This is a genomic window from Paenibacillus sp. Soil724D2 (assembly GCF_001427935.1).
Lineage (GTDB): Bacteria > Bacillota > Bacilli > Paenibacillales > NBRC-103111 > Paenibacillus_E.
Genome location: NZ_LMRY01000028.1, coordinates 1 through 21,944 on the forward strand (window position 1 = coordinate 1; position 21,944 = coordinate 21,944).

Here is a 21,944-nt window from a genome sequence, read left to right on the forward strand (position 1 = left end):
GCTAATTTATCCCGAAGGATAAGTCCGCTCGACTTGCATGTATTAGGCACGCCGCCAGCGTTCGTCCTGAGCCAGGATCAAACTCTCCATAATAGAAAAGCTGAAATGCTCATTGACTTGCTAGCGAGATTATTCATCTCATTATAGTCGATTGCTCGACCGTGCTTACTCACTCGTTGTTCAGTTTTCAAAGATCAATTTTCTTTCTTATTTCTTCGCCATCCATTTAGCGGCGACTTTTTTAATATACCACATCGACCTAGAAGATTGCAAGTGTTTTTTCGAAGAATAATGAAGGTCATCTTCTTCAATCAACATCTTGTCCTTCTTTTCGAAGGGGCGAGTTATAAAGTACCATAGGATGAGAGGGTAAGTCAAGCACCTACCCCCTATTTTTTTTGAGCTTGATAGTTACGATTTCTTGCATACTTTGATATTTCCTTTGGCGTCGCTATTCGAGCATACATCCGGAAGATCACTTTATATCTGGATTCTATGGCCCCTTTAATCTCTTGATCAATTCTTTTGTCATTGAGATCGAACAACATTTCATCTAACTCTTTGCGAAGTACATAATCCAACTCTCTGCATTCCCGATCATTGAACAAAAATCCGAGCATACATCCATTCAAACCCCTCTCGACTGTAGAGATTTATGGCACTTACAGTTTGATTGAAAGAAGAGCCGACCCTTATTCGGTCCGCTCTTCTTACCGTTTTACTGTTATGCTCAGATTTTGCCATTTTTATGACAGAAGTTCTGAAAATATTTTACAGATGCACCAACCAGTATGTAAGTGTACTTTCAATGATTGCCGCGACGAGCAAAAGTACAACAATGAATACCATTAATGGCTTAGTTAGATGGAGTGTTTTAACCAGCTCCGCACGTGCTGTCTTCTCTTTATCAGGTACAAAGAGCTGCACTCCGGATTTCCAGACTAATAAACCTAATTTAAGTCCATATGCACAAGCAATTAATATGACCGGAATCTCTATAATACCATGTGGAAGAATCCCCTTCAGAACAATGGACAATGTGCTTTCTTGCGTTTGTAAAGAAAGTACGTATCCAAGTATCATCCCGTTAGCGATCAACATAAAGAGTGGCAGAATACCTAGTAATAGGCCAAGAAAGATAATGACCACTGACTTAATCGCATTGTTTAGAAAAATGAAAATAAAAAACCATAATTGGGGATTATCCTTACTGCTTAGAGATTGACTTAAAGATTTGAGCCCCTTCATCTGCCCTTCTAAGAAGTGAGAAAACTGATCTGAATTCGCCCAACCTAAATATAAACTAAACCCAAAAACTAAGACGACGACGATGAAGTAATGTTTCATTTCTTTAAAATGTTGGAATAATTGTCTGAATTTCATTTTCGTTCCCTCCAATTTCGGAAGCATAAGTACTGTGTACGAGCATACATTATTTACTAAAGAGTATACAAGCCTTGCCCGTATGTAAGGCTTAGAGGAGGTACAAGCTATCCATGAACTACTTTTTCGTTGTAAATGCTCGTAAGTTTAAACAATATGTTTTTATCGCGCTTGCCATTGTCTTCGCTGCCGCTATTGTTTATTCGGAACAAAGTAATGTATCCGTCTTCTCCAATGCAGAGCCCTCCGCTATTTATAGCGTACAGACCGAAAGAAAGGTTATTGCCCTGACCTTTGATATTTCATGGGGCGAGAAGCGTGCGGAACCAATTTTGAATATCCTTAAGGAAAAAGGTGTGAAGAATGCAACCTTCTTCCTATCCTCTCCGTGGAGTAAAAGCCACCCCGAGATTGTGGAACATATCAAGAAGGATGGTTTCGAAATTGGAAGCCATGGAAACAAACACGATAATTATAGTACGCTAAGTGATGAAGAAATACGCAAACAGATTACTACAGCCCATGGCATTTTAACGGAATTGATCGGAAAAGAACCGAACTTAATTCGCCTTCCCAATGGTGACTTCGACAAACGAGTGCTTCGAATTGCGGATGATTTAGGGTATTCGGTCATCCAATGGGATACCGACTCTCAAGACTGGTTAAATAAAGGTGTTGATACAATCATTAACCGTGTAGTAACCAAAGCACATCCAGGTGATATTGTATTACTGCACGCCAGCGATTCGTCTCAGCAAACACATGAGGCCTTACCAGTTATCATTGAGCAGTTAAGAGCTAAGGGTTACGAATTCGTTACGGTAAGTGAGTTAATCAAACAAACCCAGGTGGAGACTAAACCGGTTGAAGACCAGGCAATGAAACAGATCAATTAATGACTATGCTATGATTCAAAAAAGAGCTAATTAGATTAGCTCTTTTTGTTATCCAATATTTTATGAAGAATCAAAATTTGCCATGCATTACAAACAAGCAACGGGGCCAACATAAATAAACTTGATGCTGCGTTATCTAGTTTTAATGCAGGTACGGCTTCAAGGACGGTTACAGCGCACATAAAGAACAATGTCGGGATAAAAGCGTTCCGATTCGTCATCTTTACCTTCCAATACGCAACTGCAATGGAAATTAACAATATGATAGCAGGTAAAATGGAGTAGCTCAAAACGGATTCTGTACCCTCAAAATTAGTCATTCTCAGATATACGAGATCAAATAGGACAACAATAACGACAGCCAATTGTAAAAGATCCCATACCGTCTTGGAGCGAATAATACCCGCAGCAATGAATCTGACAATTAGATAAGCAAAAAAGCCCATTTGGCTCAGCACGCTTATCGTGGCACCACCAAGCAACATATTTAATACATTAAAACCTACTGCCGATAACCCCATAACCGAAAATTCTTTGTCGGAATATTGTAAAATGAGTCCAATCCCTATAGATACAAGCATTCCTAATAACAATGTTGTCCAAAATAAGTGAAACCACTTCCGCAGCGTCAAGATCAATTACCCCCATACTTCAACTCTAATTGTTAATTGTACCAACGTTTACGGTAAAAAGCCAATGAATGGCCCTTATAATCTATCCCGAACCACACATACTAACAACTATTAAGTTAGGGAAGGGAGCATGCTTTTATGTTAACAACTAAGTTCAGGAAGCTGCAAGTCCTACCACTCATTTCTATCGCCTTACTTCTCGCTTCGTGTGGATCAGATAGTTCATCACAAGGTCAGGGTCAATCTCAAGCTAATACGTATAAAGAGCAAAAGACCATGATTCTTGATATTCTGAAGTCAGAGGATGGGAAGAAAGCAATAAGTGCAGCAAACCGCAGCATAATGAATGGTGATGTGGGCGCCAACGGTGTAGCTGGTCAATCTCAAATCAAGCTTTTGTCAGCAAATGAATCTTTGCAATTGCAGATGGCAGTGAAGGATGTTCTCACAGCAAAAGAGAATAACATGTTCCTCACCGATATGATGAAAGACCCTAAATTTGCCGGCGATTTTGCTAAGGCTATTCAAAAAGAAACCAAACAGATGTTCAAAGAGCTTTTAAAGGACCCAGAATATCAAAAATCACTCGTTGATGTGATGAAAAACCCAGAATATGAAAAGATGATGCTAGATGTTATGAAAACAGCAGCCTATCGCCAGCAAATGATGACGGTTATGGAAGAATCCATCCAAAGTCCTTTGTTCCGTGCTCATATGGTTGACCTTCTTAAGGCAGCCATTGCCCAACAAAGTAAGCCCGAGCAGATGCCTACGGCTAAGAGTGCTGAAAAGAAAGAAGAAGGTGGGGGCAAAGGAGACAAGGGAGATAGCGGAGGAGAAAAGAAGAAAGATGAGAAAAGCGATTCGGGAGAATCCGATAAGAAAGACAACGAAAAGAAAAAGGATGACTCTAGTTCTTCTGATTCCTAATTATGAAAATAAAGGGCATGCGGATTTCTCCGTATGCCCTTTCTAATTATTTGTCCAATTTGGTAATGATATTTGCAGCCATATCCAAATAGATTTGTCCAGCTTTTGAGTCTGACTTATAGACAGATGGTGAATAGTCGATTTCCGAGACATGATTGTCGGGAGCTCCAAGCGGAATCTGAGCTAATAATTCGCTATGCAAATCTTCCGCAAGTTTAGCTCCTCCACCTTTACCGAATACGTAATCTATGCTGCCATCTTTGCATTCATAATAAGACATGTTCTCCACAATACCTAGTATTTCATGGTTTGTTTGAATGGCCATAGCTCCCGCCCTAGCGGCTACAAAAGCTGCTGTGGCATGCGGTGTTGTCACAATCACTTCTTTACTTTGCGGGATGAGCTGATGCACATCTAGCGCTACATCTCCCGTACCTGGAGGAAGATCCAGTAGGATGTATTCAACATCTCCCCAATTAACTTCATTGAAGAAATTGCGAAGCATTTTCCCTAACATAGGACCACGCCAAACGACAGGTGCATTATCTTGAACAAAGAAACCCATAGAGATTACTTTTACACCAAATTTCTCAACTGGCATAATGACATTATCGACAAGCTTCGGCTGTTCTTCGATGCCCATCATATCAGGGATACTGAAACCGTATATATCAGCATCGATGATTCCAACCTTTTTCCCTTGGCGAGCTAAGGCAACGGCTAAATTAACAGTTACGGTTGATTTACCCACACCGCCTTTGCCACTTGCAACGGCTATAAACTCAACTGTGGAGGCTTCTCCCAATATTGGTTGCTCAATCGGTGGTTGGACTGGTTGGGCTTTCTTCTCTACAGCCGGTTGAACCACATCTTTAATCTGAGTACGTTCATAATCAGTCATTAGTCTGAAACGAATATGTACTTGTGCTATACCCAATTTTTCTAAAGCTTGCTGAATATAAACCTTCGCCTTTTCTTTGAACGCATCATCCTCGGTCGTGACAATTAAGCTTAAAGATACGTTATCCTCTTTAAACATCACATCTCTAACTAAATTAAGTTCCACAACGCTTTTATTGTAATGAGGTTCCACAAGAGGTCGTAACGCTTCTAATAGTTGGTCTTTGTTTATCATAGCCACACCATACCTTTATTGGGACATTGTAATTGTGGCCTTAATTATATCACATATTGATTAAGATCCCACTTTTTCCCCCGCATAAAATCTTAAGATACCTTGATAGACAGATGCTGCCACCATCTTCTGATACTTCTCACTCGCAAGCAATCTTGCTTCTTCAGGGTTTGAAAGGAAACCCACTTCCACAAGAGCACTCGGTATTTTCAGCGTTTTTAACAAGTAAACGGTCTTGTCCGCTGGCTTGGCAACACGATCGGTGTTCTCTAAGTTTTTCTTTAATTCCATTTGAATGAGTGCGGCTAAATTAGGGTTATTCGGGTTATTCAGATAATAGAACGTTTGTGCGCCTCTCCATTTCTGAGAAGGTATGCTGTTTAAATGCACACTCAGAAACAAATCCGCATTATTCTCATTGATGAGATCGGCACGATTGTGGAGATCTTGCGTCTTTCTTTTACTATATCCCTTGGTGCCGGCTTCAGCCAAATCGGTATCCGTTTCCCTTGTCATAAGGACGATTGCACCCGCCTGCTGCAAGTAATCGCGAAGATGAAGTGTGATCGCTAAATTGATATCTTTCTCAACAACTCCTTCCTTGCTAGAAGCTCCGCCATCTGGACCACCATGACCAGCATCCAGAGCAATTGTTTTACCTGACAAAGGTAAAGTCCAATCCGACCACGTCTTCGTTGCCGGCAGCTCATAGGCATAGATGAACACAACAAGTGCGACCAGCAAGGTCGAGAGAACAAGCTTAAGACTACTGTTAAAAGTCAGCCAGACAACCAGCCTCTTCTTCCTTTTGCGCATAAAAAATCCACCTCTGTTCCCCATAGACTCTGTAACATCTATATGGGACAAGGTGGACAAATATACCTTACTTACACTTGATATTCAGGGTCTCTTAGACCTTCAATAAGAACCTGGGCGACCTCAGGGCGTGTGAACTCCGGAGGCGGGCATTGACCGTTTCTAAGCAGTCCACGAACCTTGGTGCCGGAGAGATGCATATGGTGGGACTTATTATGCGGACAAGTTTTGCTAGATGCCATATTGCCACATTTTGTACAGAAGAAACTATGCTCAAAGAATAATGGGGTAATCCCAATTTCTTCTGCCGTAAAATTACTAAAAATCTCTTGAGCCTCATACGTGCCGTAGTAATCGCCAACACCCGCGTGATCGCGTCCTACGATGAAATGAGTACATCCATAGTTTCTACGTACAATAGCGTGTAGAATCGCCTCACGAGGACCTGCATAGCGCATAGCAGCCGGGTATACGCCTAAGAAAGTTCGATCCTTCGGATAGTAATTCTCAAGCAATACCAAATAACTTTTCATACGAACATCTGCAGAGATGTCATCGGATTTAGTCTCACCTACAAGCGGATTAAGGAAAAGAGCATCCACGATTTCCATGGCCGACTTTTGAATGTATTCATGAGCTCTGTGGACAGGATTACGCGTTTGAAAGCCAACGACAGTTCTCCACCCGTTTTCCGCAAAAATGCGACGTGTTTCGGATGGATCAAAATAAAACTCTTCAAACTTCTTAGGCTTTGGTCTGTTAAGCAGTTGAATAGGACCTCCGATATTCGTAGAAGAACGCGAGAACAGTTTATCCACACCAGGGTGAGCCATATCATCTGTCTTAAAAATATTGATTGCTTCATTTTGTTGATCTACTTTATAAATACTGGTCGCTTCTAAGATAGCAAAAATCACATCATCTTCCTCACCAACAAGCGCTAGTTGCTCACCAATGGAGATGGAAGCTGCAACTTCTGGGTCGATCGATAAGGTAACAGGTATGCTCCACACAGTACCATCAGTAAGACGCATGGTCTCTACAACAGACGTATAGTTTTTCTCCTCAAGGAATCCAACTAATGGTGAAAATGCACCTACCCCAATCAGATCTAGGTCAGAAATGGTCCATGAATTCACACGAATTTGTTTCAATAATGCTGCATGTTTTAGAAGCTCTTCTCTTTCCTCTGCAGGAACCAAGCGGTTAATTAATTTGCCGCCATGTGGCTTAATCGTCGTCATTACGTAGTCACCTCCGTAATATCTATGATTACTTATGAAGGCCGCATTCTGTTTTTTCGATACTAGCCCAACGACCCGCACGTGGATCTTCACCTTCGGCTACAGGACGCGTGCAATGTGTGCACCCGATACTTGGGTAGTTGCGATCATGTAAGGGATTGTAGATTACATCATTCTCACGAATGTAATTCCATACATCTTCTGAAGTCCAACCAGCAAGAGGGTTAAATTTAATCAAACCAAATTTCACGTCGTACTCCACTTTTTTAGCATTTGCACGAGTAGGTGCTTGGTCGCGGCGAATTCCTGTGATCCAAGCATCATAATTTTTAAGGATATCGGTTAACGGATCTACTTTTCGAATGTTACAGCATTGGTTAGCATCGCTTTTCCATAGCTCATCGCCAAATTTCTCAGCTTGTTCATCAAGTGTAAGCTTCGGCAATACTTGAACAAACTTAGTGCCGTAATGCTGCTCTAGACGATCTCTTGTATCATATGTTTCTTGAAAATGAACATTCGTATCCAAGTAGAAAATATCTACGGTCGGATTAATTTTTTGAAGCATATCAACAAGGACAACATCTTCAGCACCAAAACTACAAGCAAGTGTTAATCTTGGGAATGTGTCAACGGCAAGTTTCAATATTGCTTCTGGTGATTGATTTTCGAATTCCTCTGCGGCTTTCGATACAAAAGCTTCTTTTTCAAAGAGATTCATTTTAAATACCTCCTAAAGTTTTTAATCCCGACTGTTATTGTATGATTTAAATTTAATTATAGCTGAGATCTGATTTGTGTCAATTACTTTTTATCATTTTGGTATTAACTTCATTAAATCTATATTGTTGGTTGGAATAACTCCTAACTTTTGATTAAAAAGAAAAAACCTTTCCAGCATAATGCAGGAAAGGTCTCTCTTGAGCGCCAAAGGCGCGTAATCTTAACGTTTGGAGAATTGAGGAGCGCGACGAGCGGCTTTCAATCCATATTTTTTACGCTCTTTCATACGGGAATCACGTGTTAAGAATCCTGCTTTTTTCAAGGATCCACGGTATTCCGGATCAGCTTTCAGCAATGCACGGGAAATCCCGTGACGAATCGCTCCAGCTTGTCCGCTGATTCCACCACCATTTGCAAGAACTAGAACATCGTATTTACCGACAGTCTCAGTTAATGTCAATGGTTGTTTAACGATCAGTTTCAACGTTTCTAGACCGAAATACTCATCTAGATCACGTTTATTGATAATGATGCGTCCTTCACCCGGTACTAAGCGCACACGCGCTACCGAGTGTTTACGACGACCCGTTCCATAATATTGAACTTGTGCCACGAAACGTTCCTCCTTATATTAACCGCGAAGATTCCAGACTTCTGGTAGTTGTGCTTGGTGCGGGTGCTCTGCTCCACCGTAGACTTTAAGCTTAGTTTTCAAGCTGTCGCCAAGACGGTTCTTAGGAAGCATACCATGTACGGCAAACTCGATCATGCGATCAGGTTTGCTGTTCAGCAAATCCTGAGCGGAAGTCACTTTTAAACCACCTTGGTATAAAGAGTGACGGTAGTACATTTTGTTTTGCATTTTTTTACCAGTTAGCTTAATTTGGGAAGCATTGATAACAACAACGAAATCACCAGTATCTACGTGTGGAGTGAACTCCGGTTTGTGCTTACCGCGGATAATGCTAGCAACTTCACTTGCAAGACGGCCAAGTGTTTGGCCTGCAGCGTCAACAATGTACCATTTACGCTCTACTTCATTTGGCTTAGCCATATATGTGGTGCGCATGCTTAATCCTCCTAAAAATATATCTCAATACATAATTATTATTGTTAGTTTACATAAATGATGGATGGTTGACAGCCATTTGTGATCAGGGGCTGTGGGGTAGCCGATCACGAAACGCCAAGTTATATTTTACACGAAACATCGATAAGAAGCAAGTAGTGTTTTAAGATTTTAATAGTCGACTCTCCATAACGTTAAACCCATAGCTTCGGCCGTAGGACCTGCTTGAGATCGGTCTCTAGCTTCAAGAATTCGCTGCATATCGCTACTAGGTCTCTTACCTTCTCCAATCTGAATCAGTGTTCCTGCAATGATCCTAACCATGTTATAAAGGAAACCATTACCCGTTACAATTAACCGGATTCTGGCGATTTTCCCCGTCGTAGACAACTCGTCAGCTTCCGTTTCCAAACGAACCTCGTAGAGGGTTCTCACCTTTACTTCCTTATCTGTTCTCACCGTACAAAACGAAGTAAAATCATGCTCACCTAGCAAGCAAGGGAGCGCCTCTCTCATGGCTTCCACATTCAAATGCGTAGGATGATGGTATTCATAGTTGCGGTGAAAGACATCAGGGAAGCGCGCCGAGCGAATTGAAAAGCAGTAAGTTTTGCGTTTCGCGGCTTTGCGAGAATGAAAGGAAGGAAGGACTTCTTCCGCGGTATGTGCGACGATATCTCTGGGTAGTCTAGCATTTAAAGCTAAACACCAACGTTCCACTGGAATCTTTGAATTCGTACTAAAATTAATAACTTGTGCTTTCGCGTGTACACCGGCATCTGTACGCCCAGATGAGATAACTTTCACTCTCTCACCAGTTAACATGAAAACAGCCTGCTCTAAACGGTATTGAATCGTATCTGCTTTAGGCTGAATCTGAAAACCTGAATAAGCAGTCCCATCATAACTTATGGTAAAACGTAGATTTCTCAAGGCTTGTTCCTCCATGAGTCATCCTTCCTATCTAAGTGATTAGCCTTAGCTAAATTCACTTCTAGAGAGCGTGCTAAGACTGCAAAAAAAGGGCTTCACCAGAATCTAGTGATTCCGTCCACCCTTTCCCATCCGTCTTTATGCGCGATCTACTAGCTCTAGGTAAACCATTGGTGCTGCGTCACCGCGGCGTGGTCCCAGTTTAAGGATACGAGTGTATCCACCTGGACGCTCGGAGTAACGAGTAGCCAAATCGGAGAACAGTTTTTGAATCGCATCTTGATTTTCGTTTGCAGCTTCTCTACGAACAAAAGCAGCAACCTGACGGCGTGCATGAAGATCTCCGCGCTTCGCAAGAGTGATTAACTTCTCAGCGATGGAACGAATTTCTTTTGCTTTTGCTTCTGTAGTTTGGATGCGTTCATGTATGAACAGATCTGTAACCAGATCACGGAATAATGCTTTACGATTACTGGAATCGCGGTTCAATTTTCTGTAGTTCATTGAATTAACCTCCTTCTGACAAGATTATTCCTCAGTACGTAGTCCCAAACCCAGCTCTTCGAGCTTCTCTTGAACTTCTTCAAGCGATTTGCGTCCTAAGTTCCGAACTTTCATCATGTCTTCTTCTGTTTTGGTAATCAGCTCTTGTACGGTGTTAATCCCTGCACGCTTGAGACAGTTGTAAGAACGAACAGATAGATCTAGTTCCTCGATAGTCATCTCCAGAACTTTCTCTTTCTTATCTTCTTCTTTCTCTACCATAATCTCAGCATCTTTCGCTTCATCCGTCAAACCAACGAACAAGTTCAGATGTTCTGTTAAGATTTTGGCGCCCAAGCTCACTGCTTCTTCTGGTCGAATACTTCCATCAGTCCACACTTCGAGGGTCAACTTATCATAGTTAGTCACTTGGCCGACGCGAGTATTCTCAATAGCATAGTTCACTCGGGTAATAGGCGTGTAGATCGAATCAATTGGAATCACTCCAATTGGTTGTTCTTCATGCTTATTTTTGTCCGATTGGACGTAACCGCGTCCTCTGCCCGCATGAATCCTCATGTGAAGACGTGCGTCCGGAGATAAGGTTGCAATATGCAGATCCGGATTAAGAATCTCCACATCGCTATCACCACGGATATCAGCTGCGGTAATATTACCTTCTCCTTCTGCATCAATTTCAAGCACTTTCTCCTCATCGGAGTGAATTTTCAACGATAGGCCTTTCAAGTTGAGGATAATTTCCGTTACATCCTCAAGCACGCCAGGAATCGTTGAAAACTCATGTAAAACGCCATCGATTTGGACAGAGGTTACTGCTGCCCCCGGTAAAGAGGACAGTAAGATACGACGTAGTGAGTTACCTAAGGTTGTACCATAGCCACGCTCCAACGGCTCGATGATAAATCTACCATAAGCGCCATCTTCACTTAATGCTACGGTTTCTATTTTTGGCTTTTCGATTTCGATCATGAAATGTACCCTCCATTCAATACGTCGTTTCCCTCTGGATACTTCGCCTGAAAATTTCATAGTATTCCTATCCTTCAAACCATTATTCACGATTTTGGAATAATTATACTACAAAGTGATCCTGAATTATACGCGACGACGTTTTGGAGGACGGCAGCCATTATGAGGAACCGGAGTCACGTCTTTAATCAGGTTTACTTCAAGACCTGCTGCTTGCAAAGAGCGGATTGCTGCTTCGCGGCCAGCTCCTGGACCTTTAACCATTACTTCAACAGTTTTCAAACCATGCTCCATAGCTGCTTTAGCTGCTTTTTCAGCTGCCATTTGCGCTGCAAAAGGAGTACTTTTACGGGAACCTTTGAATCCAAGGTTTCCTGAACTTGCCCAGGAAATTGCGTTACCATGCGGATCCGTGATCGTTACGATCGTGTTGTTAAATGTTGAACGAATGTGTGCTACACCGCTCTCAATATTTTTCCGGTCACGACGTTTCGTACGGACGACTTTTTTAGGTTTTGCCATTAGCTCTAACCCCCTTTATTATTTCTTCTTATTAGCTACCGTACGACGAGGACCTTTACGTGTACGAGCATTAGTTTTAGTACGTTGTCCACGAACAGGAAGACCACGACGGTGACGAAGACCACGGTAGGATCCGATTTCGATTAGACGTTTGATGTTTAGGGAAATTTCGCGACGAAGGTCGCCTTCTACTTTAAGGGTTTTGTCAATTACATCACGGATTTTGCTCACTTCATCTTCAGTCAAGTCACGAACGCGAGTACTAGCGTCGATACCTGTGGAAGCAATGATTTTCTGAGCAGTTGTAGTGCCGATACCGAAAATGTAAGTCAACGCGATTACAACTCGTTTGTCACGAGGTAAGTCAACTCCAGCTAAACGTGCCATCTACAGATTGCACCTCCTTTTAACCTTGTTTTTGTTTGTGCTTAGGATTTTCACAAATAACCATTACATTACCTTTACGGCGAATAACTTTGCATTTCTCGCAAATCGGTTTAACCGACGGTCTAACTTTCATTTTTAAGCCCTCCTTATCATCGTAAGCAACCATGTTGCGTTTTCTGTTAGAAAACTTGCTTCGTAAGCATACGCCTTGAGAGAGTAACTTACATGTAAGCCGAACATTTATTTGAAACGGTAGGTTATACGGCCTCTCGTTAAATCATAAGGCGATAATTCTACGGTAACCTTATCTCCAGGCAAAATGCGGATAAAATGCATTCTGATCTTACCGGATACATGGGCTAGGATTTTATGACCATTTTCCAATTCAACCTTAAACATTGCATTCGGAAGAGGTTCAATCACTGTACCTTCTACTTCAATTACATCTTCTTTGGCCACAGTCATTCTCCTTTCTCTTGTGCTTCATCTTGCATAAGTTCAACGAATTTGGCAATTGCGAAGCGCAACTTTCCATTAGTAACACGACCTGTTTCCCTAATGCTTGACTCCACTTCACTGCTAATCGTTTCTTGTAACTGAAGATGATTCAGGTTCTTCTTCTTCGGTTGATCGAATTTGCGATGATCACCGTCGGCAAGCCAGACAAAGCGATGATCGACAATTCCAATTACGACCGCATATTCTCCGGGATCTCGACCGCGAAGCACCTTTACGATTTGACCCACCTTCGGAATCTTGCTATCCATTCACCATCACCTACGATCTAGGCAAAGTTAATATTTCATAACCGGCTGCCGTAATTGCAATCGTATGTTCAAAATGAGCACATAGGGTACGATCCGCAGTGACTACAGTCCAATCGTCTTCGAGTGTTTGGACAAATCTTTCGCCAACGACCACCATCGGTTCAATGGCTAGGACCATGCCTGGTTTGAGACGAGGACCTTTGTCAGGAACACCATAATTCGGAATTTGTGGTTCTTCGTGAAGATCCGTTCCGATACCGTGACCAACATACTCTATAACCACGGAGAAGCCTGCGTCTTCAATACAAGTTTGGATTGCATGCGACAACGTGTAGAGTCTAGCATCCGGTTTAGCTTCTGCTATGCCTCGATAAAGTGATTCTTCTGTCACAGCTAACAACCGCCGCGCTGTTTCAGAAATTTCACCGACAGGATACGTCCAAGCAGAATCTCCATGATAACCTTTATACTGAGCACCAATATCTATACTGATAATATCGCCCTCAGTGAGCTTTCTTGGACCAGGAATACCATGAACTAATTCTTCGTTGACTGAAGCACAAATGCTTCCAGGAAAACCGTTGTAGCCTTTAAAAGATGGAATCGCTCCCTGACTGCGAATGAATTCCTCTGCGATCTGATCAAGTTCTTTCGTTGTAATGTTCGGACGAATCGCCCTTGCCAATAAGCGGTGCGTTTCGGCTACGATACGACCAGCTTCTCGCATTAGGTCTAGTTCAACCTCGGACTTACAAATGATCATTACGCTAGACCTCGTAGCAGTGAGCTAATTTGTTCGGTTACCGCATGAATGTCTTGTTCCCCGTTAACCTCACGCAATAATTCCCTCTTTTGGTAGTAATCCAGTAGCGGAGCCGTTTTATTGATGTATTCATCCAAACGAGTTCCGACTTTCTCTTCCGTATCATCAGATCGTTGGTACAACTCACCCGAACATTTATCGCATACGCCTTCTTGCTTTGGTGGGTTGAAGATTACATGATACGTAGAACCACAGGATTTACAAATTCTTCGGCCAGTTAGTCTTGCAAGCAAGAAACTGCGATCAACGGAAAGATTGATAACTACTTCAATCTTCTTACCTAATGAATCTACGATTTCAGACAATGCATCTGCTTGAGCAACAGTTCGAGGGAACCCGTCAAGCAAAAAGCCTTTATCGCAATCCGGTTGGGCAAGACGCTCTCTCACAATACCGTTCGTTATTTCATCAGGAACCAGAAGTCCCTTATCCACATAACCTTTGGCTTCAACACCAAGTGGTGTTCCTTGACTCATCGCCAAGCGAAAAGCATCTCCAGTTGAGATATGAGGAATTTGAAATTCGTTAACGATTTTTTCAGCTTGTGTACCTTTGCCTGCACCAGGAGGCCCCATAAAAATTACGTTCACACTTAAAACCTCCCATCGCACTCGGCATTACGAACAGCACAATAGGTGCCGATGTCGCAGATATTGCCCCATCAGAACCTATTAGCTATTTATTGATAAATCCTTTGTAATGACGCTTAATCAATTGGCTCTCGATTTGTTTCATCGTCTCAAGACCAACGCCTACTACGATAAGTAAAGATGTACCACCAATCCGAACCGAACTAGGCAAACCGGCAAGTCCTCCGAATAGCATTGGAAGAATCGAGATCGCTGAGAGAAACAAAGCCCCAGAAAGAGTAATTCTAGTCATTACGCGAGTCAGATAAGTCGATGTTGTCTTACCGGGTCTAATACCTGGTATATAGCCACCATTTTTCTTCATCTGGTCAGCCATTTGAACTGGATTAATTTGTACGAAGGTATAAAAGTATGTGAATCCAATAATCAGCAGTACGTAAAGTACAATCGCTAGCGGAGCAGTTTGGTTAATACTTAAATTGTTTATTATCCATTCTGCAACAACATTTCCTCTCCAGTAACTAGCAATGGTAGGAGGGAACATCAATAACGAAAGTGCAAAGATTACTGGGATTACACCAGCCGCATTCACTTTAAGAGGAATGTGAGTGGTTTGACCACCATACATTTTACGACCAACTACCCGTTTCGCATATTGTACAGGTATCTTACGAACACCTTGCTGCACGAATATGACCCCGGCAATAATCAGTATAACAACCAAAGCAATAATGATCAGTTTCACGATATTCAGGAACAAAGCTCCTTCGGTCGCAAAAAGTGATTTGTAAATTTGTTGAATGCTTGTCGGAATCGCCGCGACGATACCAGCAAAGATGATAATGGAAATACCGTTCCCAATCCCAAACTCCGTGATTTGCTCACCTAGCCACATCAAGAAAGCTGTACCAGCTGTCAGTACGATAGCGATTAGTGCAAAGGTAGTGAAGCCTGAGTCAATCACGAGTCCACTATACAAACGGTTAAACCCAATGGAAAGACCAAATGCTTGAATCACACCTAGAATAATCGTACCGTAACGAGTAACTTGTGTCATTTTCTTTCTTCCGACATCGCCTTCTTTTGCCCATTGCGCAAAGCGCGGGACTACATCCATGGATAAAAGTTGTACGATGATCGAAGCCGTGATGTAAGGGGTGATTCCCATCGCGAAGATGGAAAACTGAAAGAGCGCCCCACCAGAAAACGTGTTAAGCAAACCAAAGACATCGCTCTGATTCGCTTGATCTTGAAGTTTCAGAACATCTGTATTTATGTTAGGCACTGGAATAAAAACGCCTAATCGGTAGACGATTAGCAAGACGAGTGTGAATATAATTCTTCTGCGTAAGTCTTCTACTTTGAAGATGTTGGCTATGGTATTGAACATTAAATCACCTCGGTTTGACCGCCGGCAGCTTGGATTTTCTCAATCGCAGATTGAGAGAACTTATTCGCTTTAACGGTTAATTTTACTGTGATTTCACCGTTTCCTAAAATCTTAATGCCATCTTTAGGAGCTTTAACAATACCAGTCTCCATCAATACTTGTGGAGTAACTTCGGTACCAGCTGCGAAATTGTTCAAATCTTCAAGATTCACGATTGCGTATTCCGTACGGAAACGATTCGTGAAACCACGTTTAGGTAAACGACGGTATAACGGGTTTTGTCCACCCTCGAATCCAGGACGAACGCCTCCACCGGAACGTGCGTTTTGCCCTTTATGTCCGCGAGTTGATGTTTTACCCATGCCGCTACTTGTACCACGGCCAACACGTTTACGAGTGTGACGAGAACCAGTAGCAGAACTTAGCTCATGTAACTTCATCGTTGCACACCTCCTCTAGATCTTAATATCTTGCTACTATGCTTCGATTTCTTTAACTTCTACCAAATGGCTCACTTGATTAACCATGCCTCTGATCGCAGCATTATCTTGATGAAGAACAGTTTGGTGCATCTTGCGAAGACCAAGTGTTTTCACAGTAACGCGTTGTGTTTCAGGGCGGCCAATCAGGCTGCGTTTTAGGGTAATTTGTAATTGTTTCGCCATGTTTACCCCTCCTAACCTAATAGCTCTTGAACTGTTTTACCGCGAAGCTTTGCAACTTCTTCCGCTTTTTTCAAGCGGCTCAAGCCTTCAAGCGTAGCGTTAACCATGTTCATGGAGTTCGATGAACCAAGGGATTTTGTCAAGATATCGCCGATACCAGCAAGCTCAAGAACTGCACGAACTGGCCCGCCTGCGATAACTCCTGTACCTTGGGAAGCTGGTTTTAGCAGAACGCGTCCTGCACCAAACTTACCTGTTACAAGGTGAGGAATCGAAGTGCCTACGATAGGAACATGAATCAAGTTCTTTTTCGCATCTTCAATACCTTTGCGGATTGCATCAGGAACTTCGGAAGCTTTACCGATTCCTGCGCCAACCCAGCCATTGCCATCGCCAACGACAACAAGTGCGCTGAAGCTGAAACGACGTCCGCCTTTTACTACTTTAGCTACGCGATTAATATTAACGACTTTTTCTGTTAGCTCTAAAGTATTAGGATCTACACGCAAGTCTTTTACCTCCTTATATATGTTTTTCCTAGAATTCAAGACCAGCTTCACGAGCTGCGTCAGCTAATGCTTGAACACGTCCATGATAAAGGTATCCACCGCGGTCAAATACCACTTTGTCTAAACCTTTTTCTTTCGCGCGTTGAGCGATTAATGCGCCAACTTTACGAGCAGCTTCAACGTTACCGCCATTACCAATGTCACTTTTCAGTTCTTTATCTTGAGTCGATGCGGCAACGATAGTAATACCCGTTGTATCATCGATAAGTTGAGCATACATGTGTTTGGAAGAGCGGAAAATGTTTAAGCGCGGACGAACAGTTGTACCTTCGATTTTCTTACGAACACGAAGATGTCTTTTCAAACGAGCTTTATTTTTATCGCTTTTAGTAATCATCTATACTTACACTCCTTTCATCATCTTATGATGCGAGGCTTATGCTTACGTAGCAAGTTTTCATGCGAAAACTCTTAGCTATTACCCGCGATCTAACGATCTTATTTCTTCTTACCAGCTTTACCTTCTTTACGAAGAATGCGTTCGCCTTCATACTTGATACCTTTACCTTTATACGGCTCTGGTTCACGTACGGAACGAACTTTAGCTGCCATAGCGCCTACTAATTCTTTATCAATACCTTTAACGATGATTTTCGTGTTCGTAGGAACATCGAACTCAATACCGTTTTCAGGAGTGATTTCAACTGGATGGGAGTACCCAACGTTGAGAACTAATTTGTCGCCGCTCTTGTTAGCACGGTAACCAACGCCAACTAGATCCAAAGATTTCGTGAAACCTTCCGTTACGCCACTTACCATGTTGGCAACAACACTACGTGTTGTACCATGCAGGGAACGGTGGAGTTTGTTATCGGAAGGACGCTCAACGGAAATCTCGTTTTCTAGAACATTTACTTTCATATCTTTATGAAGTTCACGGGACAAAGAACCTTTAGGGCCTTTAACCGTGATTTGAGTATTGTCTAGTGTTACATTTACACCACTTGGAATGGTGATTGGCTTACGACCAATACGAGACATGTTTGCACCTCCATTCAATTACAATTGTATTACCAAACGTAGCAGATAACCTCTCCGCCAGCTTTGGATTGACGAGCATCTTTATCCGTCATAACTCCTTTAGATGTGGAGATGATGGCAATCCCTAATCCGCCCAGAACACGAGGGATTTCTTGTGATTTAGTGTAAACGCGTAGACCTGGTTTGGAAATTCTTTTCAAACCGGAGATAACACGCTCATTGTTTGAACCGTATTTCAGGAACAAACGAATGATACCTTGTTTGCTATCTTCAACGTACTCAGCGTCACGGATAAATCCTTCTTTTTTAAGGATTTCAGCGATTTCCCTCTTCACTTTTGACGCAGGAATTTCAACTGTTTCATGACGTACGATATTCGCATTACGAATGCGAGTTAGCATATCTGCAATTGGATCTGACATGACCATTTTGTGTAAACCTCCTTCCCGAAAATAGGGTGATTACCAGCTTGCTTTTTTAACGCCTGGAATCTGACCTTTGTGTGCTAATTCGCGGAAACAAATCCGACAAATTTTGAACTTGCGAAGCACTGAATGCGGACGTCCGCAGCGCTCACAACGTGTGTATGCTTGCACTTTAAACTTCGGGGTACGTTGCTGTTTGACTTTCATCGAAGTTTTTGCCACTTAATATAACACCTCCTGATAGGTACGACTGGTAACCTATTTAACGAAAGGCGCTCCGAGTTGTGTTAAAAGCTCGCGAGCTTCCTCGTCGGACTTAGCCGTTGTTACGATAACAATATCCATACCACGAACTTTATCAACTTTATCATACTCAATTTCTGGGAAAATGAGTTGTTCTTTCAGACCAAGTGTATAGTTTCCACGGCCGTCAAAAGCCTTGTTGGAAATACCACGGAAGTCACGTACACGTGGAAGTGATACGTTGAAGAGTTTATCCAAGAAATGATACATGCGCTCGCCGCGAAGAGTTACTTTCACGCCGATTGGCATATTTTCACGAAGTTTGAAACCCGCGATAGCTTTTTTGGATTTTGTTACAACTGGTTTTTGACCAGAGATCTTTTGAAGATCTTCTACTGCAGTGTCAAGAACTTTGGAATTCGATACAGCCTCACCAACACCCATGTTGATAACGATTTTCTCGATTTTAGGAACTTGCATTACAGTTGTGTAGTTAAACTTTTGAATTAACGCTGGAGTGATTTCGTTCAAATAACGATCTTTCATTCTTACTGCCATGACTCATTTGCCTCCTTTCCATGCTTTTTTGTATTAGTCGATAACTTCGCCGGATTTTTTCGCGATACGAACTTTCGTTCCGTTATCCAATACTTTGTATCCTACGCGAGTAGGTTTGCCGCTCTTAGGATCAATTAGCATCACGTTAGAAACGTGGATTGCAGCTTCTTGATTCAAGATACCGCCTTGTGGATTTTGTTGAGATGGTTTTGCATGTTTCTTAACCATGTTTACACCTTCTACAAGCACACGGTTTTGACGAGGATAAGCAGCGATAACGCGACCCTTCTTACCTTTGTCTTTACCAGTGATCACAAAAACCGTATCGTCTTTTTTCACGTGCAGTTTATTGTTATGAGATTCTAATCTCTTTTTTAATCTTGGCATTAGCTTCTACACCTCCTGAGGTTTCCCGTTAGGAAAACAAACATCGTAACTGTTCTTAGATAACTTCTGGAGCCAAGGATACGATCTTCATGAAGTCTCTGTCACGAAGTTCGCGTGCAACTGGTCCAAAGATACGTGTACCACGTGGACTTTTATCTTCTTTCACGATAACAGCCGCATTCTCATCGAATGAGATATATGATCCGTCTTTACGGCGAGCACCGCTCTTCGTACGAACGATTACTGCTTTAACAACGTCACCTTTTTTGACAACGCCACCTGGTGTTGCTTCTTTTACTGAACAGACGATCAAATCACCAATGTGACCAACGCGACGACCAGTACCACCCAAAACGCGGATACACATTAATTGTTTCGCACCTGAGTTGTCAGCGACAGCCAAACGAGTAAATGGTTGAATCATCGTATTCCCTCCTTTCGGGGTTCATGTCTCGATTATTAGATAACAACGCCAACTTCAGTAACTTCAACCAGTCTCCAGCTTTTATCTTTGGATAACGGTCTAGTTTCACTGATTTTCACAGTGTCACCGATTTTAGCTTGGTTGTTTTCGTCATGCGCTTTAAACTTTTTCGTATATTTGATTCTCTTGTGATAGAGATCATGTTTTTTGTAAGTTTCGACAGCAACAACAATGGTTTTATCCATTTTATCGCTGACAACTTTACCGATCAGCACTTTACGATCGTTACGTTCAGCCATCTAAGGAACCCTCCCTTCTAGATTTGGTTACCCAATCCCCAATTCTCTTTCACGCAAAATAGTCTTGGCACGAGCGATCTCTTTACGCAAATCACGAATTTGAGTCGGGTTGTCCAATTGACCAGTAGCTAGTTGAAAACGGAGGTTAAAGAGTTCTTCTTTAAAACCATTAACTTTTTGCTCAATTTCAGCAGTGGTTAAGTTCCGGAATTCACTACCCTTCATTTGCTTCACCGCCTACTTCTTCTCTTTTCACGAATTTCGTTTTGATTGGAAGCTTGTGAGCAGCAAGACGCATCGCTTCACGAGCGACCTCTTCACTTACACCAGCAAGTTCAAACAAAATTTTACCCGGTTTTACTACAGCTACCCATTTCTCCACGTTACCTTTACCACTACCCATACGGACTTCAAGCGGTTTTTGTGTAACTGGTTTAGCTGGGAAGATTTTAATCCAAACTTTACCGCCACGTTTGATGTAACGTGTCATGGCAATACGTGCTGCTTCGATTTGACGGTTGGATACCCAAGCCGGTTCTACCGCTTGCAGACCATATTCGCCAAAAGCTACTTCCGTACCGCCTTTAGCGCGACCTTTCATGTTACCGCGGTGTTCTTTACGGTGTTTTACACGTTTAGGTACTAACATGATTTAAATTCCTCCTTCCGGCTGAGCCTTTTTCTTAGCTGGCGGAAGCACTTCTCCACGATAAATCCATACTTTTACACCGATACGTCCATAAGTAGTGGCTGCTTCAGCAGTACCATAGTCGATATCCGCACGAAGCGTATGAAGTGGAACTGTTCCTTCGCTATATCCTTCCGTACGAGCAATCTCAGCACCGCCAAGACGTCCGCTAGTTGCTACTTTAATACCTTTAGCGCCGGATCTCATTGTTCTTTGCATAGCTTGTTTCATAGCACGACGGAATGAAACGCGACGTTCCAATTGAAGTGCGATAGCTTCAGCTACGAGAATTGCATCAAGATCTGGGCTTTTGATTTCAGAAATGTTGATGTGAACTTTTTTATTGGACATGCCAGCGATGTAGTTGCGAATAACTTCAACTTCAGCTCCGCCTTTACCAATAACCATTCCTGGTTTAGCAGTATGAATCGTAACGTTCACACGGTTAGCCGCGCGCTCGATATCGATGTGGGAAACTGCTGAGTCTTTAAGTTTATTTTTTAAGTATTCGCGGATTTTGACGTCTTCAAGCAACAGAGTTCCGAAATCTTTCTCTGCGAACCATTTGGACTCCCAATCACGAATAATACCAATTCTAAAGCCTACCGGGTTTACTTTCTGACCCACACGTTATCCCTCCTTATTTTTCAGATACCACGATTGTGATGTGGCTGGTACGTTTTTTGATCGCGCTAGCGCGACCCATTGCACGTTGTTGGAACCTTTTCATTGTAGGTCCTTGGTTAACAAACGTCTCAGATACCACTAATTTATTAGGATCTAATGAATAGTTATGCTCTGCATTGGCAATAGCGGAATTCAGTAATTTCTCCAGAATTGGAGAAGCTGCTTTAGGTGTGTGACGCAGAATCGCAATCGCTTCACCTACCGCTTTTCCCCGAATCAAGTCAACAACTAGCTTTGCTTTACGAGGAGCAATCCGAGCGTGGTTCAATATTGCTTTAGCTTGCATGGTAGTACCTCCTCTCGGT

General features: G+C 42.4%; 37 protein-coding genes and 1 rRNA gene. 2 read left to right on the forward strand and 36 right to left on the reverse strand.

What is annotated here, in order from left to right; all coding sequences use genetic code 11:
- The 3 genes from ASG85_RS22205 to ASG85_RS22215 form a co-directional block, all read right to left on the reverse strand.
- Positions 1-93, reverse strand: a 16S ribosomal RNA gene (locus ASG85_RS22205); the annotation flags it as partial.
- A gap of 296 nt (positions 94-389) precedes the next feature.
- On the reverse strand, positions 390-620 hold the full coding sequence (locus ASG85_RS22210; RefSeq protein WP_029196431.1) for a hypothetical protein: 231 nt from the start codon (positions 618-620) through the stop codon (positions 390-392).
- A 151-nt stretch (positions 621-771) separates the two neighbouring features.
- Positions 772-1,383 carry a stage II sporulation protein M gene (locus tag ASG85_RS22215; protein WP_057304255.1) on the reverse strand — a complete coding sequence of 204 codons (612 nt, stop codon included), beginning with the start codon at positions 1,381-1,383 and terminating at the stop codon, positions 772-774.
- Positions 1,384-1,496: 113 nt separating this feature from the next.
- On the opposite strand from ASG85_RS22215, the gene pdaB reads away from it, so the two are divergent.
- The gene (pdaB, locus tag ASG85_RS22220) at positions 1,497-2,279 is read left to right on the forward strand and encodes a polysaccharide deacetylase family sporulation protein PdaB (protein ID WP_057304256.1); all 783 of its coding nucleotides are present in this window, start codon (positions 1,497-1,499) and stop codon (positions 2,277-2,279) included.
- A gap of 35 nt (positions 2,280-2,314) precedes the next feature.
- Here the strand turns inward: pdaB and ASG85_RS22225 are convergent, their stop codons facing one another.
- Positions 2,315-2,911: a KinB-signaling pathway activation protein gene (locus tag ASG85_RS22225; protein WP_057304257.1), complete on the reverse strand. Its 597-nt coding sequence runs from the start codon at positions 2,909-2,911 to the stop codon at positions 2,315-2,317.
- Positions 2,912-3,049: 138 nt separating this feature from the next.
- Between ASG85_RS22225 and gerD the strand changes: the two genes are divergently transcribed.
- The gene (gene gerD, locus ASG85_RS22230; protein ID WP_057304258.1) at positions 3,050-3,841 is read left to right on the forward strand and encodes a spore germination lipoprotein GerD; all 792 of its coding nucleotides are present in this window, start codon (positions 3,050-3,052) and stop codon (positions 3,839-3,841) included.
- A 46-nt stretch (positions 3,842-3,887) separates the two neighbouring features.
- On the opposite strand, the gene ASG85_RS22235 is transcribed toward gerD, so the two are convergent.
- The 32 genes from ASG85_RS22235 to rplV all read right to left on the reverse strand — a co-directional run bounded on the left by ASG85_RS22235 (position 3,888) and on the right by rplV (position 21,925).
- Positions 3,888-4,976 (reverse strand): Mrp/NBP35 family ATP-binding protein, encoded by a 1,089-nt coding sequence (locus ASG85_RS22235; RefSeq protein ID WP_057304259.1) that lies wholly within the window; start codon positions 4,974-4,976, stop codon positions 3,888-3,890.
- Between the two features lie 60 nt (positions 4,977-5,036).
- Complete coding sequence (cwlD, locus tag ASG85_RS22240; RefSeq protein ID WP_057304260.1) at positions 5,037-5,792, reverse strand: N-acetylmuramoyl-L-alanine amidase CwlD; 756 nt, start codon at positions 5,790-5,792, stop codon at positions 5,037-5,039.
- Between the two features lie 71 nt (positions 5,793-5,863).
- The gene (gene sat, locus ASG85_RS22245) at positions 5,864-7,036 is read right to left on the reverse strand and encodes a sulfate adenylyltransferase (protein ID WP_060647783.1); all 1,173 of its coding nucleotides are present in this window, start codon (positions 7,034-7,036) and stop codon (positions 5,864-5,866) included.
- 28 nt (positions 7,037-7,064) lie between these two features.
- Positions 7,065-7,757 carry a phosphoadenylyl-sulfate reductase gene (locus ASG85_RS22250; protein ID WP_057304262.1) on the reverse strand — a complete coding sequence of 231 codons (693 nt, stop codon included), beginning with the start codon at positions 7,755-7,757 and terminating at the stop codon, positions 7,065-7,067.
- A gap of 222 nt (positions 7,758-7,979) precedes the next feature.
- The gene (rpsI, locus tag ASG85_RS22255) at positions 7,980-8,372 is read right to left on the reverse strand and encodes a 30S ribosomal protein S9 (protein ID WP_029196439.1); all 393 of its coding nucleotides are present in this window, start codon (positions 8,370-8,372) and stop codon (positions 7,980-7,982) included.
- A gap of 18 nt (positions 8,373-8,390) precedes the next feature.
- On the reverse strand, positions 8,391-8,828 hold the full coding sequence (gene rplM / locus ASG85_RS22260) for a 50S ribosomal protein L13 (protein ID WP_029196440.1): 438 nt from the start codon (positions 8,826-8,828) through the stop codon (positions 8,391-8,393).
- A gap of 171 nt (positions 8,829-8,999) precedes the next feature.
- Positions 9,000-9,761 carry a tRNA pseudouridine(38-40) synthase TruA gene (truA, locus tag ASG85_RS22265; protein ID WP_057304287.1) on the reverse strand — a complete coding sequence of 254 codons (762 nt, stop codon included), beginning with the start codon at positions 9,759-9,761 and terminating at the stop codon, positions 9,000-9,002.
- Between the two features lie 138 nt (positions 9,762-9,899).
- Complete coding sequence (gene rplQ / locus ASG85_RS22270; protein WP_057304263.1) at positions 9,900-10,265, reverse strand: 50S ribosomal protein L17; 366 nt, start codon at positions 10,263-10,265, stop codon at positions 9,900-9,902.
- A 24-nt stretch (positions 10,266-10,289) separates the two neighbouring features.
- Positions 10,290-11,234, reverse strand: a complete 945-nt coding sequence (locus ASG85_RS22275; RefSeq protein WP_028557469.1) for a DNA-directed RNA polymerase subunit alpha — start codon at positions 11,232-11,234, stop codon at positions 10,290-10,292.
- 126 nt (positions 11,235-11,360) lie between these two features.
- Positions 11,361-11,756: a 30S ribosomal protein S11 gene (rpsK, locus tag ASG85_RS22280; RefSeq protein WP_028557470.1), complete on the reverse strand. Its 396-nt coding sequence runs from the start codon at positions 11,754-11,756 to the stop codon at positions 11,361-11,363.
- A gap of 18 nt (positions 11,757-11,774) precedes the next feature.
- Positions 11,775-12,143, reverse strand: coding sequence for a 30S ribosomal protein S13 (rpsM, locus tag ASG85_RS22285; protein WP_028557471.1), 369 nt, complete (start codon positions 12,141-12,143; stop codon positions 11,775-11,777).
- Positions 12,144-12,162: 19 nt separating this feature from the next.
- Positions 12,163-12,276, reverse strand: a complete 114-nt coding sequence (gene rpmJ, locus ASG85_RS22290; protein WP_003333770.1) for a 50S ribosomal protein L36 — start codon at positions 12,274-12,276, stop codon at positions 12,163-12,165.
- 107 nt (positions 12,277-12,383) lie between these two features.
- Entirely contained in the window at positions 12,384-12,602 is a 219-nt protein-coding gene (gene infA / locus ASG85_RS22295; RefSeq protein WP_009676800.1) for a translation initiation factor IF-1, read from the reverse strand.
- A 2-nt stretch (positions 12,603-12,604) separates the two neighbouring features.
- Positions 12,605-12,910, reverse strand: a complete 306-nt coding sequence (locus tag ASG85_RS22300) for a KOW domain-containing RNA-binding protein (protein ID WP_029196445.1) — start codon at positions 12,908-12,910, stop codon at positions 12,605-12,607.
- Between the two features lie 10 nt (positions 12,911-12,920).
- Positions 12,921-13,673: a type I methionyl aminopeptidase gene (gene map, locus ASG85_RS22305; protein ID WP_057304264.1), complete on the reverse strand. Its 753-nt coding sequence runs from the start codon at positions 13,671-13,673 to the stop codon at positions 12,921-12,923.
- Positions 13,673-14,323, reverse strand: coding sequence for an adenylate kinase (locus ASG85_RS22310; RefSeq protein ID WP_029196447.1), 651 nt, complete (start codon positions 14,321-14,323; stop codon positions 13,673-13,675). The genes map and ASG85_RS22310 overlap by 1 nt, the downstream gene beginning before the upstream one ends.
- 85 nt (positions 14,324-14,408) lie before the next feature.
- Positions 14,409-15,713 carry a preprotein translocase subunit SecY gene (gene secY, locus ASG85_RS22315; RefSeq protein WP_057304265.1) on the reverse strand — a complete coding sequence of 435 codons (1,305 nt, stop codon included), beginning with the start codon at positions 15,711-15,713 and terminating at the stop codon, positions 14,409-14,411.
- On the reverse strand, positions 15,713-16,153 hold the full coding sequence (gene rplO / locus ASG85_RS22320) for a 50S ribosomal protein L15 (protein ID WP_029196449.1): 441 nt from the start codon (positions 16,151-16,153) through the stop codon (positions 15,713-15,715). Before rplO ends, secY begins: the two co-directional genes overlap by 1 nt.
- 36 nt (positions 16,154-16,189) lie before the next feature.
- Positions 16,190-16,378: a 50S ribosomal protein L30 gene (gene rpmD / locus ASG85_RS22325; RefSeq protein WP_029196450.1), complete on the reverse strand. Its 189-nt coding sequence runs from the start codon at positions 16,376-16,378 to the stop codon at positions 16,190-16,192.
- Between the two features lie 11 nt (positions 16,379-16,389).
- Complete coding sequence (rpsE, locus tag ASG85_RS22330; RefSeq protein ID WP_029196451.1) at positions 16,390-16,887, reverse strand: 30S ribosomal protein S5; 498 nt, start codon at positions 16,885-16,887, stop codon at positions 16,390-16,392.
- Between the two features lie 28 nt (positions 16,888-16,915).
- Positions 16,916-17,284, reverse strand: coding sequence for a 50S ribosomal protein L18 (gene rplR, locus ASG85_RS22335; RefSeq protein WP_057304266.1), 369 nt, complete (start codon positions 17,282-17,284; stop codon positions 16,916-16,918).
- 101 nt (positions 17,285-17,385) lie between these two features.
- Positions 17,386-17,928: a 50S ribosomal protein L6 gene (gene rplF / locus ASG85_RS22340; RefSeq protein WP_047683181.1), complete on the reverse strand. Its 543-nt coding sequence runs from the start codon at positions 17,926-17,928 to the stop codon at positions 17,386-17,388.
- 29 nt (positions 17,929-17,957) lie between these two features.
- The gene (gene rpsH / locus ASG85_RS22345; RefSeq protein WP_029196454.1) at positions 17,958-18,356 is read right to left on the reverse strand and encodes a 30S ribosomal protein S8; all 399 of its coding nucleotides are present in this window, start codon (positions 18,354-18,356) and stop codon (positions 17,958-17,960) included.
- Between the two features lie 33 nt (positions 18,357-18,389).
- On the reverse strand, positions 18,390-18,575 hold the full coding sequence (locus tag ASG85_RS22350) for a type Z 30S ribosomal protein S14 (RefSeq protein WP_029196455.1): 186 nt from the start codon (positions 18,573-18,575) through the stop codon (positions 18,390-18,392).
- Between the two features lie 36 nt (positions 18,576-18,611).
- Positions 18,612-19,154: a 50S ribosomal protein L5 gene (gene rplE / locus ASG85_RS22355; protein ID WP_056834174.1), complete on the reverse strand. Its 543-nt coding sequence runs from the start codon at positions 19,152-19,154 to the stop codon at positions 18,612-18,614.
- A gap of 33 nt (positions 19,155-19,187) precedes the next feature.
- Positions 19,188-19,541, reverse strand: coding sequence for a 50S ribosomal protein L24 (gene rplX / locus ASG85_RS22360; RefSeq protein ID WP_079418006.1), 354 nt, complete (start codon positions 19,539-19,541; stop codon positions 19,188-19,190).
- Between the two features lie 55 nt (positions 19,542-19,596).
- The gene (gene rplN, locus ASG85_RS22365; RefSeq protein ID WP_028557485.1) at positions 19,597-19,965 is read right to left on the reverse strand and encodes a 50S ribosomal protein L14; all 369 of its coding nucleotides are present in this window, start codon (positions 19,963-19,965) and stop codon (positions 19,597-19,599) included.
- 35 nt (positions 19,966-20,000) lie between these two features.
- Entirely contained in the window at positions 20,001-20,264 is a 264-nt protein-coding gene (gene rpsQ, locus ASG85_RS22370; RefSeq protein WP_057304267.1) for a 30S ribosomal protein S17, read from the reverse strand.
- A 27-nt stretch (positions 20,265-20,291) separates the two neighbouring features.
- Positions 20,292-20,489 carry a 50S ribosomal protein L29 gene (gene rpmC, locus ASG85_RS22375; RefSeq protein WP_028557487.1) on the reverse strand — a complete coding sequence of 66 codons (198 nt, stop codon included), beginning with the start codon at positions 20,487-20,489 and terminating at the stop codon, positions 20,292-20,294.
- The gene (gene rplP / locus ASG85_RS22380; RefSeq protein WP_029196459.1) at positions 20,479-20,913 is read right to left on the reverse strand and encodes a 50S ribosomal protein L16; all 435 of its coding nucleotides are present in this window, start codon (positions 20,911-20,913) and stop codon (positions 20,479-20,481) included. Before rplP ends, rpmC begins: the two co-directional genes overlap by 11 nt.
- Positions 20,914-20,916: 3 nt before the next feature.
- A complete protein-coding gene (gene rpsC / locus ASG85_RS22385; RefSeq protein ID WP_029196460.1) occupies positions 20,917-21,579 on the reverse strand; it encodes a 30S ribosomal protein S3 in 663 nt (220 codons plus the stop codon).
- Between the two features lie 13 nt (positions 21,580-21,592).
- On the reverse strand, positions 21,593-21,925 hold the full coding sequence (gene rplV / locus ASG85_RS22390; protein WP_028557490.1) for a 50S ribosomal protein L22: 333 nt from the start codon (positions 21,923-21,925) through the stop codon (positions 21,593-21,595).
- Between the last annotated feature and the right edge of the window lie 19 nt (positions 21,926-21,944).